Below are 12,070 nucleotides of genomic sequence, written 5' to 3' on the forward strand. Positions count from 1 at the left end.
TCCGCTGCAAAGTTTGGATTCCCGTTACGGTTACGCACAGCAGCCGCGTGAGTGAGTGGTTACTTGCCAAACGCCAGGAGCCCGACGGAAATCGTCACGTTGCCGCTTTTCTTTTTGGTCAGCGTCAGCCGCTCCGCACCGGTGTACCGTTTGGCCGCGGGCTCGCTGACTCCGTAAGCGCCGGTGAACTTGAACACCGTATCCGAAGGCTCTTCCATCGGCATCTCGTTCAATTCGCCCGGCGTATAGCACTCGAGGGGCCATCCGTATTTGGCGCAGACGGTAAGCAGCCCTTCCTCGTCTTTCTTCAGATCGATCGTACAGACCGCTTTGACGCTGCGGATCGAAAACCGCAGCTCTTCGAGCGTCTCGCAGATCACCGCTTCGATCTCCTCCGCCGCCGTTCCGCGGTTACAGCCGATGCCGAGCGCAATCACCTTCGGCCGGTACAGCACGCCGTTGGCGAGAATCGCTTCCTCGTCGGCCTTCAGCAGCCGGTGCGTGACCACCAGCGCCGCCTGCGGCTCATCCGCCAGCGCGCTCCGCACGTCGCCGTACACCCGGATCGTCTGCGGCAGCGGCGTATCGTACAGCCACCAGTCCGGTTCCCCGGACTCTTGGACGACGGCGACGCGCTCTTCGTTGACGACGGACGCGCTGACCGGCGTCAGCTTGTCGGCCGATTCCCACGTCCAGCCGAAACGGCGGCCGAACAAATCGACGGCGATCGTCTTCTGCACGTCCGACGCGGTCGTCAGCACGGGCCTTGCGCCCAGCGCCGCCGCCACCTCGCGCGTCAGCTCGTTGGCTCCGCCCAGATGGCCCGACAGCACGCTGATGACGTGCTCCCCTTTGTCGTCGATGACGACGATTCCGGGGTCTTTCTTTTTGTCCTCCAGCAGCGGGGCGATCATCCGGACCACCGCGCCGAGCGAGATGATGCAAATAATGCCCTTATACGCCGGAAACAGCGCGGGAAACAGCAGCCGCACGCTGCCCTCGAACAATTGGATGCCTTTGGCCGCTTCGTCGCCTCGCGCAAATTTGGACATGTAATACACGTCGGCATGGGAAAAGGTGCTCCGCAAACGGCGTGCCAGCTCCACCCCATGCTTCGTAATGGCGACGACCGCGTAATCACCGTTCAAACGGACCGCCGGGATCACGCCTTCCTGCAAAGCAATGGGCTGGGCGCCCTCGCCCGCGGCGGCTCCGGCTTCGGGCGCGTTGCCCGTTCCTCCGAAAGAAGCTGCGGCCGACGCGGCCTCCGCCACCATCCCGTTCCGCGCTCCGTCCCCGCCCTTCGCGCTCATCATTCCTTCACTCCTTTGCGGTAGCCGTGAGTAAACGATTTGTCGTACAGCTTGGAGCGGTATTCGTCCTTCTCGTGAATGTTCGGGTCAAGCGCCCATCCGGCCAAAATCATCGCGTGCGAGCGGATGCCGTTCGTCCGCATATCCTCATCCAGCTTCTCCAGCGTCGTGCGGACGATCAATTGATCCGGCCATGTCGCCCGCTGCACGACTGCTACCGGCGTATCCGGTCTCCAGCCGGCTTCGGTCAGCTCGCGCACGACTTTTTTGGTCAGCGTCGCGCTGAGGAACAGCGCGATTGTACAGTGATGCGACGCCAGCTCCTTCAACTGCTCGCGGTCCGGCACCGGCGTGCGTCCTTCGGCCCGCGTCAAAATGAGCGTCTGCGTCAGCTCCGGAATCGTCAGCTCCGCTCCGACCGCCGCTGCGGCCGCAAATACCGAGCTGACGCCCGGGATGATCTCGCAGGAGATGCCTTCTTTGGCGAGCAGCGCCTTTTGCTCCATAATCGCCCCGAACACGGCCGGATCACCGGTATGCACCCGGGCGACGAGCTTGCCCGCTTTAACGCGGTCGGTCATGATGGCGACCATTTCCTCCAGACTCATGCCGGCGCTTTGCAGCACCTCCGCCCCCGGCTTCGCCCGGGCAATCAATTCCTCGTTGACGAGAGAATCCGTATACAGCACGACGTCCGCTTCCTGCAGGATGCGGAGTCCTTTGACGGTGATCAAATCCGGGTCCCCGGGACCTGCTCCGATAATGTAAATTTTCATCTATTTTCTCACCACCATCAGCGTCAAATATTCCAGTTCCCGGCCAGCCAGCTCCTCGATATTGCGCCAGATCAGTTCCTCCGCAGAGGTTACCTTGGTCAAAACCGCCGCCTTGTCGACCAGTCCCAAATCGCGCAGCACGGTCAGCATCAGGTCGATGACCTTCGCCACCTTGATGAATACGACACAGTCGTGCGTTTCAAGCGCACGGCGCATCGCATCGTAATCGTCGGTCGCCGGCACGACAGCCACCTGCTCGTCTCCGTCCGCCAGCGGCAGACCGAGCCTTGACGCAGCGGCAAGCACGGAAGAGATGCCCGGTATGGATACGGCTTCCACCTCGGGATGGCGCTCCTTCATGAGCCGCATCAGATGAATGTACGTGCTGTACAGCATCGGATCGCCTTCCGTGACGAATGCGACGTTTTTCCCTTGGCTGAGATAGCCCCATACGGTGTCGACCGTCTTGTTCCACTGCTTCTCCAGCGATTCGCGGTCCTTCGTCATCGGGAAGGTCAGGCCGACCATTTCCTTCTCCCGGGTGTCGACGTACAGCTCCGTAATGGCCAAAGCGTAGCTTTTCGCTCCGGATTTCTTGCGGGGGTAGGCGATGACCGGCGACTCCTTCAGCAGGCGGAACGCCTTCACTGTAATCAGCTCGGGGTCCCCCGGCCCCACGCCCAATCCGTACAACGTGCCCAGCTTACTCATCCGTTCCGTCCTCTCCTTTATCCGTCCGCTTCCGCGCTGCGATGATGTATACCGGATTCAAGCTTTCAAACCGCGTCATGTCCAAAATCGGCTTGCTGCGGCTCACTTGCGTCAGCGTGATGTCCGTCACGAACCCTTCCTCGGCAAAAGCTTGCGCCGCCGCGGACAAATTCTCGATCGTGACCGCATTCAGCACGATCCGCCCTTCCGGCTTCAGCCGGGCGCAGCATACGGCCAGCAGCTCGCGCAGCTCGCCGCCGCTGCCGCCGATAAAGACCGCATCGGGATCGGGAAACTGCTCCAGCCCTTGCGGCGCTTTGCCGTGAACGGCGGTAATGTCCGTACGGAATTTGCGGGCGTTCTCGCGAAAATTGTCCAGGTCGCCTTCGTTCTTTTCGATGGCGTAGACCGCGCCCTCGCGGCAGATTTTCGCCGCTTCGATCGCGACCGAGCCCGTGCAGGTTCCGATGTCCCAAACGACGCTGTCCCGCTTCAACTGCAGGGCCGCCAAGCTGAGCACGCGGACTTCCTTTTTCGTGATGAGCCCTTTGTCCGGCTTCCGTTGCGCAAACTCTCCATCCTCAATACCGAGCGACCAGCGCGGCGGTTCGGCATCTTTGCGCATCCGCAGCACGACGACATTGAGCGGCGAAAAATGCGTCTCGGCCATATCCGCCAGCTCCTGCAACCCGAACCAGCCCGTCCGCTCGGCGGTTCCGCCGAGGTTCTCGCCGACGAACACGTCATATTCGGTCATGCCGAAGCTGAGCAAATACCGCGCGATCGCCCCCGGCGTATTGTGCTCGTCCGTGAGCAGCGCCACTTTCTTCGCGCCGTCGATCCGCTGCGCCAAGCCTTGCATGCTGCGTCCGTGCACGCTGACGACCACAGCGTCCTGCCAGCTCTCGCCGATCCGCGCAAAAGCAAGCTGCAGCGAGCTCACCTGAGGGTAAACCTCCACCTGCCCGGGCAGCTTGCCGGCCAAGTAGCCTCCGATCCCGTAAAACAACGGATCGCCCGAAGCCAGCACCACCGTGTTCCGGGTTTCCGACCTCAGGCGCTCCGTCAGCTCGGACAGCCCGCTTTTGAGCACGACCTTTTCAGCGGCGGCATCGGCAAAAAACTGCAGCTGCCGCTCCCCGCCGATCAATAGCCCGGCTTGCCGAATCCGGTCGAGATATGCCTGCGGCAAGCCCGCCGCTCCGTCGTCGCCAATCCCGATCACTGCGATTTTTTCTCCCATGCGTGTACCCCTTTCCTTCTTGCCCGCCTGCCGGAGTCCGAGTCCGGTCAATCGTCGTCCTCTCTGCAAGCAGAACGTTAAACCACGTTCGTCATGCTTTTACGTCCCAACAGCGAGCCCTTCATCGAAATGATCACCGTTTCGACTTCCAGCGGCGTCCGCACCTTCGCCTCAGGTCCAAACGCTCCCGCTTCCCGCAGCGATTCCCGGCAGCAATGGCCGGACATCACGTCGAAAAATGCGGTACAGCCCAGCGCCTGCATCTGATCGCCGACCTGCGCCGCCGTATTCGCTTGCAAAATTTCCTTGACGGCCGCTTCCGGCGCTCCCGCTTCCTCCGCCATGCGCGCCAGAAATCCGAAGTCGACCGAGGCGCTTTTGGAATGCACCATCATGACGCCCTGCGCCACCTTGGAAAATTTACCCATCATGCCGACAAGCGTAATTTTGCTTATACCTTGCCGCGCGCACTGCTGAATCGCAAAGCCGACGAAATCGCCCATCTCGACAAACGCTTCCTCCGGCAGCTCCGGGTACAGCTCCATGCCGTACTTCTCGCTGCGCCCGCCGGTCGACAGCACCACGTGGCTGCAGCCGCCCTTAACCGCCACACGGATCGCCTGCGCGACGCTCGCTTTGTATGCGGCTGTTGAGAACGGCACCACAATGCCGCGCGTGCCCAAAATCGAGATGCCGCCAAGGATGCCCAGCCGGGCGTTGAGCGTCTTCTTCGCAATCTCCTCGCCGTCCGGCACGGACACGACCACGCGCACGCCGCGCTTCACCTCATAGCGGTTCAGCACCGCTTCGACGGCTTCGCGGATCATTTTCCGCGGCACCGGATTGATCGCCGCCTGTCCGACCTCGACCGGCAGCCCCGGCTTCGTCACCCGGCCGACCCCGACGCCGCCGTCGATCTCGATCCCCGGCGCTTCACGCCAGAACACCTCGCTGATGATCCGCGCGCCGTGCGTGGCATCCGGGTCGTCGCCGCCGTCTTTGATCACCTCGGCGGACGCCCAATCGGACGCATAGGCGCAGGCGACGATGTCGAACGTCACGTCCTGCCCGATCGGCAGACGAATGGTCGCCTGCGTCTGGGACTCCTGCATAATTAGTGCCTCAAGCGCCGCTTGAGCCGCCGCCGTCGCGCAGGCGCCCGTCGTATAGCCATGCCGGAGCGGCTTCGTTTCCTTTTCCCCGCCGTCCGCCATCGCGTTATCCCTGCCGTTCGGCGAGCAGCGACAGCGCGTTGACGGTGGCCACCGCGACCGGGCTGCCGCCCTTCCGCCCGATATTCGTAATAAACGGCACATCCAGCTTCAGCAGCTCTTCCTTCGACTCCGCCGCCGATACGAAGCCGACCGGCACGCCGACGATCAGTCCCGGACGCGCCTCCCCTTCCTTGACGAGCCGGATCAGCTCCAGCAGCGCCGTCGGCGCATTGCCGATCGCATAAATCGCGCCGTCCGCTTCCCGTGCCGCCTTCCGTATCGAAATGATCGCCCGGGTCGTGTTCAGCCGTTTCGCTTCTTCCATCACATCCGCGTCCGAAATGTACACCCGCACGTCTCCGCCGTACTTGGCCAGCCTCGGCTTGCTAATGCCCACCTGCACCATCTGCACGTCCGCGACCACCGGCTTGCCGCTGCGGATCGCCTCGATTCCGGCGCGGATCGCGTCCGGATGGAATACCAGGCTGCGCCCGAGCTCAAAATCCGCCGACGCGTGAATGACGCGCTGCACGACCTTGAACTGCTCTTCCGTGTAATTATGCTCGCCAAGCTCCTCCGTGATCATTTCGAAGCTTTTTTCTTCGATTTCCTGCGGTTGAACGGTAAGCGGTTTAAACTCCGTGCGAAAATCCATTAATCGCGCACCTCCTGAAATAATGCGTTTAACGCGCTCGTGACGCCTTCAAAATCCGAATATACTTCGCCATACTCCAGCTGCGGCCGCCCGATGACGATCGTGTCGATATCCATTTCGAGCGCCGCCGACAGCTTTTCCTCCACCGCGCCGACCTTGCCGCTTTCCTTCGTGACGATGACGTTGACGCCGTAATGCTTGTACAGCGCCTGGTTCAGCTCTTTGGAAAAAGGCCCCTGCATCGCGATAATGTTCTTCTGCTCGAGGCCGAGCTGCTCGCATTTCTCCATATTGTCCTTGCGCGGCAGCATGCGCGCCACCAGCGTCGTGCCCGACAGTCCGATCAGCCGTTCGGCAAAAATTTGCAGCGTCTTGCTCCCCGTCGTCAGCATGATGACGCCGCGTTTCTGCGCCGCCAGCTCGGCCGCGTCTTCATAATCGTCGACGAAAAACAGCCGCGGGTGCCCATCGTACGATCCCCGCTCGCGCTCGTAGCGGATATAAGGCACTCCTGCCTGCTCGGCCGCCGCCATCGCGTTGCGGGACGCTTCTTCCGCAAACGGATGGCTTGCATCAACCACCGCGTGAGCGCCCCGGCTGCGGATCAAATCCGCCAAGCCGTGTGCGTCAAGCCGGCCCATGCGCACCTCAAGCCCCGCCTCTTCGAGGCTCTTGGCCGCGCTCTCGGTCACGACGGTGGCGACGAGCGGATAGCCCACCGCCCGGATACGCAGCGCGAGCTCCCTGGCGTCGCTCGTCCCGGCCAGCACAATGATCATGACAGCACCTCCTTCGCCGCAGCCGCCTCCGACGGCTCGGCAGGCTTCGTGCCGCCGCTTTCCGGATGGTGATGCTCGTGCTCATGATGCCCGTGAGCATGAGCATGGTGACCGTGTTCATGCGCATGATGGTGCTCGTGGTCGTGATGATGGTCATGATCGTGATCGTGTTCATGGTGATGATGATGGTGATGCCCATGCTCGTGATCGTGATGGTGATGATGGTCCAAATGCTTCATCGCTTCAAGACGGTATTGGCACATATCGCAGTTCATCCGCGCTTCGCCTTGAAGCGCTTCTTGCGCCCGCTCCAGCAGAATCGTTTGCAGCGTCGGGTGGAACCCGAAGTATTCGGCCAGCACGAACGATTTATCCGGATACTTCTCCGCAAAAGCTTCCGTCATTTGCTCCATCCGCTTGATCAGCACGCCGGTGAACAAAAAGTAAGGCAGCAGGACGACCCGCTTCGCCCCAAGCCGGATACAGCGTTCGATTCCTTCGTCCACCAGCGGCGCCGTCACGCCGATAAAGGCCGTCTCCACCCATTTGACCTTAAGCCGTTCCCAGAGCAGCCGTGTAATTTTGTATAAATCGCTGTTGGCGTCCGCATCGCTGCTGCCGCGTCCGATGACGAGAAGCGCCGTATCGTCCGTTCCGGCCAAGCCGTCTACGCCCGCTTCCGTCAGCCTGGAGATCAAAATATCCAGCGCCAGCTCGTGCACTCCGATCGGACGGCCGTACATAAACTGCACCGCCGGATACCTCCGTCTCGCGTCGTCAATCGCTGCCGGGATATGCAGCTTCGCATGTCCGGCCGCAAACAGCGTAATCGGCACCACTGCGATACGCGTTGCTCCCTTCGCTACGCATGTCGCGATGCCTTTCGAAATGGACGGCGCCTCGAATTCCAAGAAGCACGTCTCCACGATCGGCTCCCCCAGCCGGCCTTCCACCGCACGGACAAACTCCCGGATCTCCTCGTTCCCTTCCGGGTCCCGGCTGCCGTGACCTACAAACAATACTGCGTTCATGCGCTTCCTCCTCATTTTCATTCTTGCTTGACGCTCTCGAGCAGTTGCTTCAAAAGCGCGCGTAAGCTTTAATCCCCGCACACCGCATTCTCGATCTGGAACGCCGGCACTTCCTGATGCCGGTAGCCTTCCAGCTCCTTGACGCGTTTATAAAATTTATGAAACCGTTCGTTCGGATGCCCGTCCGACGCATACCGCGCTACAATGCGCTCGACCGTTTCGACCAAACGCTCCGGCTCGATCCCTTCGGCCACCGGCTGCGCGACATGGGCGTTGCGTCCGACCGTTTTGCCCCCGAGGAACAAATCGAATTTCTCCCTGCGGTATACAATTCCAATATCTTCCTTCACCGCGCCGTAGCAGGCCATGCCGCACCCGTTGAAGCCGATTTTGAGCTCCTTCGGCACGCGCATGCCCCCCAGACGACGATGCAGCTCTTCGGCGTACGGCACCGATTCCGCCTTATCCATATTGCAAAAATCGCAAGCCTTGATCTGCGCGACATCGCCGACCGGAGCAAGCAGAAGTCCCGCAGCCCGGAGCCGTTCGGTTACGCTTTCCGGCTCTGACGTCGCAATGCGTACAAGCATCTGATGATGCGGCGTATATTCCATTGTCCCGTGCTCGCCGACGACTTCCGCAAGCAGCATGAGCTGCTGCGCCGTCAGCTTCTTTTCCGCCAGCCCCGGGCTGACGGCGAACTCCAGGATTTGCTCCTGCTTAAACAGGTAGCCGCTACGCTTACCTTGATCCGGCTCGGGAACGCCCCGGTGCGCGTCGACAAGCCGCAGCGCTTCCAGCGCAAGGGCAAGCGGCGATTCGCCTTCCGCCCTCGCTCCGTAAACCGGTCCGCCCAGCGGATCGAGCATCGAATCGATGACGTATGGGCCTTTTTGAGATTGCTGTTGCCCTTCAGCTCGCGATTCGGCTAACCATATTTTATTTTCCTCGCCCTTGCTCTTGAGCGCTTCCTCTTGCTGCGCTTCCAGCGACCAAGGCTCCGCTTCCGTCTGCAGCCTTTCGTGAGGTCGGAGCGGCTGCACGTCGGCGTCCAGCGTATACTTGCGTTGGTATCCGCGAGGCGTAACCATGAGTCCGTCGTAAACGACCGTTGTCGAGTTGCCGATGATGACCGTCGTCAGCATGCCGATGTCGTGTTCGAGCATTTTGCCAAGCGTCGTCACGACCACGTCCTGACGCTCGCGGTAGGCGCTTTTCACGATGCCGACCGGCGTATCCGGCGACCGGTACTGCAGCAGCACCCGCTGCGTTTCAACGATCTGCCGCGTGCGTCTGCCGCTGCGCGGATTGTACAGCGCAATCACGAAATCGGCGGAAGCCGCCGCTTCCACCCGACGGATGATGATCTCCCACGGCGTCAAATGGTCGCTTAAGCTGATCGTGCATGCGTCGTGCATGACCGGCGCGCCCAGCAGCGAAGCTACAGAGTTGATCGCCGAAATGCCGGGAACGACCTCCACTTCGACGCCCTCCTCGCGCCGCCATCCTTTTTCCATCAGCACTTCATAAATAAGCCCAGCCATGCCGTACACGCCTGCATCGCCGCTCGAGATGACCGCCACCTTTTTCCCGGCTTCGGCTTGACGTACCGCTTCCTGCGCCCGGCTGACCTCTTCGGTCATCCCGGTGCGGACCACCTGCTGCTCGTTCAAAAGCCCCCGGATCAAATCCACGTACGTGTTGTAGCCGATCACGACGTCGCTTTCCTGGATCGCTTCCCTTGCCCGTTTCGTAATATGATCGAAGCTGCCCGGGCCGAACCCGATGACTGACAATTTCCCCTTCATCCTTGCCGCCTCCTGTCAAGTATGCTTCCTCATGGAGTACAAGGCTTCCGAAGCCTGTAACTAACGTACTCCTCCCGGCTGTCCATGCGATAAACCTATTCAACGAACTGACGGCTCATGCCGATTTCTTTTTCCAGAAACTGAGAGAGCAACAAAAAAAGCATCTCCCTTGTCGGAAGATGCTAGTGCGAGCTTAGGTTGCTGAAACGAGTGCAGCCAGCATTACTAATGCGACGAGCGCCGCTGTGACGCCAGATCGCCAGCCTTGCTGCCTGTCCTGTACCGCTCCCGTACACCTCCCTATCCGCGTAGGTTTTGTGGTGACTTTGTTGCCGGCCGTCGTCAAACATAACGGCCGCAACAGAGCGGGCAGGTCTCCTGACTTACGTCTCATCGCTTTTTCCGCAGCCTTCCCATCGACTTGGCAACAGTGGCGTACACGATACGGAAAAAACTCCTCGCTTACAGTGGCGGGACCGTGCCGGACTTTCACCGGCTTCCCTTTTAAGCCGATTCCGTCTTGAACGGACATCGGCACCTGCTCTATTATGATATGAAATTGTTGAAAACATTTGCTAGGAAACAGTGTAATGATAGCATGTTTCTCCCGCGCGTGTCTACCTTGCCGTTGCGTTGGGGGAAGCGGCTTCGGTTGCTGTCATGCCAATGGATAGAAGCAATGTAAAAGCATGTATGTGAGGTGCTGTGGGGGCTCGTAGGAGATGTGGCCAGGCAGGGTCTGGGAAGCTTTTTGGTCTGTTCCAAGATAAACATAGTCGTATAGTGAGTACGGCCTCCTTTTTCTTACAGTTTTCGCCAAAACCGCCTTGACGTTCGCATCATGTTCGTATTATAGTTATATCATCTCTTCTCCAAAAGGACGTGCTCCCATGGACGAAAACAAACTCGACTTGATTCTTTCCGAAATTGGCGGTTTACGCTCGGAGGTTGGCGGTTTACGCTCGGAGGTTGGGGGGTTGCGGTCGGTAGTAGGCGGGCTGCAGTCTGAAATGAACGACATGAAGTCTGAAATGGCGGACATGAAATCCGAGATCAAAAGTATGCGTTCGGAATTCACTGAGAAGTTCCAAAGAGTTGACGACGAATTCCGCAAGGTTCATACCCGCTTCGATCACAATGAACGCATGATCGGCCAATTAATTCATATGGTTGGCGAACAGAACAAAGCAAATAAAGAGATCCGAGCGGAACAAAATACTCTCGAGCATAGCGTCGATATCCTGAATCGCCGCCAGCTTCGTATGGAAGCCGATATTGAAGCGCTGAAGAAAAAATAGTTAGTGTTCTGCTATCAAATAACAAGGTACCCTCTAAGCCGAATTTCCGGTTCAAGGTACCTTTTGTCGTATTAAACAAAAAAATCCCTACCAGCCGAAGCCGGTAGGGATAGGTTTAGTCCTTCGTTACGCATCCGGATTATTGCGAAACCTGTCCGGACGCTTTCCGAAGCTCATTTGCGAGCCAATGAATATAATCCGCCTGTTGTTGATGAGCGGAAGCAGCACTCGTGTCTCCTTGTTGTTCCGCTTCGCAGCGCTTTGCTTCCGACTCTTTCCAAGCCGGACTCATCCATGTATCGATAATCGTATTGGCTACTCCCGCATCCAGCATCGCTTCTGCCGCCTCCTTATCGTACTGTTCAAGCGAGTAACTTACGATCAGTTGGTTTAACTTTTTCGAGTAATCCGGATCGGTTGCATAGCCGCAAACTCGCAGCATCTCCGCCTGTTCCTGTGGAGACTGGGCACTTCGTACACGGTCGTATCGACTCCATTGAAAAAGCAAATCCTGATCCCGAAAGCAATCCTCGAGGCAGTCGTAGGCACGCCAATGGGCTTGCACGCCATCTGATCGGATGCCGTCGTATACTTCCCACGTCTTGGTGCTTACCGATTTTCCTTTCCAAAAGTCATTGGGCCGGCCGCTGCCGACTTTATAACCGACAAGGTTGTTCCATTCATGAATCTTGCCGCCGGTTTCCAGCAGAGCCTGAGCAATCCGAACGGAAGGGAAGATCGGAGAACCTTCCCTCTTCAGCTCCACGGCAACAGGCGCAACCACAGCGATAAATTGCTCCCTTGTCAATGGCGTTCCTCCCTTCCTTTGATCGCAGATATGACATTGCTCAGCGGCCCGAGGGGCACCCCGAGCTTTCCGCCATTTTCGACGATGCTTAGAAATTCAATGACGCTGTACGCAATAACGACACCGTCGCCAATTACGCCGTCTGAATTGAGGACCGATAGTTCGATCATATACACGCAGCCGACAAGAATGATGATGTAGGTTTTTCGAAGTAGGCCATTCGTTCCGGTACGGCTGCTCAGTTCTTTCTTGACGTATCCTGCCATGAGCCCCGTTGCATAATCTAATAGCATTAGTCCCAGCAGGATGGTAAAGGCGAGCCCGAGCCCTCCGACGACCCACGAGATGAAGCTGCCAATGACGCCAAAGCCTGTTTTGACGATCGCGGATTTGTCCATATATTCCTCCTTTCTGCCCAAAAAGGGCGTAAAAAT

At 59.0% G+C, this 12,070-nt stretch carries 12 protein-coding genes and 1 riboswitch; of the genes, 1 reads left to right on the forward strand and 11 read right to left on the reverse strand.

From position 1 onward, the window contains the following. Positions 1-59: 59 nt before the first annotated feature. The 9 genes from PEH01S_RS11305 to cobJ form a co-directional block, all read right to left on the reverse strand. Entirely contained in the window at positions 60-1,313 is a 1,254-nt protein-coding gene (locus PEH01S_RS11305; protein WP_246062889.1) for a cobalt-precorrin 5A hydrolase, read from the reverse strand. Beyond that, complete coding sequence (cobM, locus tag PEH01S_RS11310) at positions 1,313-2,089, reverse strand: precorrin-4 C(11)-methyltransferase (RefSeq protein WP_127485502.1); 777 nt, start codon at positions 2,087-2,089, stop codon at positions 1,313-1,315. Before cobM ends, PEH01S_RS11305 begins: the two co-directional genes overlap by 1 nt. Further along, positions 2,090-2,800 carry a precorrin-2 C(20)-methyltransferase gene (gene cobI, locus PEH01S_RS11315; protein WP_025853121.1) on the reverse strand — a complete coding sequence of 237 codons (711 nt, stop codon included), beginning with the start codon at positions 2,798-2,800 and terminating at the stop codon, positions 2,090-2,092. After that, the gene (locus PEH01S_RS11320) at positions 2,793-4,043 is read right to left on the reverse strand and encodes a bifunctional cobalt-precorrin-7 (C(5))-methyltransferase/cobalt-precorrin-6B (C(15))-methyltransferase (protein WP_025853119.1); all 1,251 of its coding nucleotides are present in this window, start codon (positions 4,041-4,043) and stop codon (positions 2,793-2,795) included. The genes cobI and PEH01S_RS11320 overlap by 8 nt, the downstream gene beginning before the upstream one ends. Before the next feature lie 77 nt (positions 4,044-4,120). Beyond that, entirely contained in the window at positions 4,121-5,257 is a 1,137-nt protein-coding gene (locus tag PEH01S_RS11325) for a cobalt-precorrin-5B (C(1))-methyltransferase (RefSeq protein ID WP_127485504.1), read from the reverse strand. Positions 5,258-5,261: 4 nt separating this feature from the next. Beyond that, on the reverse strand, positions 5,262-5,912 hold the full coding sequence (locus PEH01S_RS11330; protein ID WP_025853116.1) for a precorrin-8X methylmutase: 651 nt from the start codon (positions 5,910-5,912) through the stop codon (positions 5,262-5,264). Next, on the reverse strand, positions 5,912-6,691 hold the full coding sequence (gene cobK / locus PEH01S_RS11335; RefSeq protein WP_127485506.1) for a precorrin-6A reductase: 780 nt from the start codon (positions 6,689-6,691) through the stop codon (positions 5,912-5,914). Before cobK ends, PEH01S_RS11330 begins: the two co-directional genes overlap by 1 nt. Beyond that, positions 6,688-7,722, reverse strand: a complete 1,035-nt coding sequence (locus PEH01S_RS11340) for a sirohydrochlorin chelatase (RefSeq protein WP_127485508.1) — start codon at positions 7,720-7,722, stop codon at positions 6,688-6,690. The genes cobK and PEH01S_RS11340 overlap by 4 nt, the downstream gene beginning before the upstream one ends. Before the next feature lie 68 nt (positions 7,723-7,790). Further along, the gene (gene cobJ / locus PEH01S_RS11345) at positions 7,791-9,530 is read right to left on the reverse strand and encodes a precorrin-3B C(17)-methyltransferase (protein WP_127485510.1); all 1,740 of its coding nucleotides are present in this window, start codon (positions 9,528-9,530) and stop codon (positions 7,791-7,793) included. A 351-nt stretch (positions 9,531-9,881) separates the two neighbouring features. Beyond that, positions 9,882-10,087: riboswitch (cobalamin riboswitch) on the reverse strand. A gap of 333 nt (positions 10,088-10,420) precedes the next feature. Here cobJ and PEH01S_RS11350 point away from each other — a divergent pair. Then, positions 10,421-10,828, forward strand: coding sequence for a hypothetical protein (locus PEH01S_RS11350; RefSeq protein ID WP_025853111.1), 408 nt, complete (start codon positions 10,421-10,423; stop codon positions 10,826-10,828). 139 nt (positions 10,829-10,967) lie between these two features. On the opposite strand, the gene PEH01S_RS11355 is transcribed toward PEH01S_RS11350, so the two are convergent. Next, complete coding sequence (locus PEH01S_RS11355) at positions 10,968-11,636, reverse strand: glycoside hydrolase family 73 protein (RefSeq protein WP_127485512.1); 669 nt, start codon at positions 11,634-11,636, stop codon at positions 10,968-10,970. Continuing rightward, positions 11,633-12,034 carry a phage holin family protein gene (locus PEH01S_RS11360; protein WP_025853109.1) on the reverse strand — a complete coding sequence of 134 codons (402 nt, stop codon included), beginning with the start codon at positions 12,032-12,034 and terminating at the stop codon, positions 11,633-11,635. Before PEH01S_RS11360 ends, PEH01S_RS11355 begins: the two co-directional genes overlap by 4 nt. Positions 12,035-12,070: the final 36 nt, after the last annotated feature.

The organism is Paenibacillus ehimensis NBRC 15659, from assembly GCF_004000785.1.
Lineage (GTDB): Bacteria > Bacillota > Bacilli > Paenibacillales > NBRC-103111 > Paenibacillus_G > Paenibacillus_G ehimensis.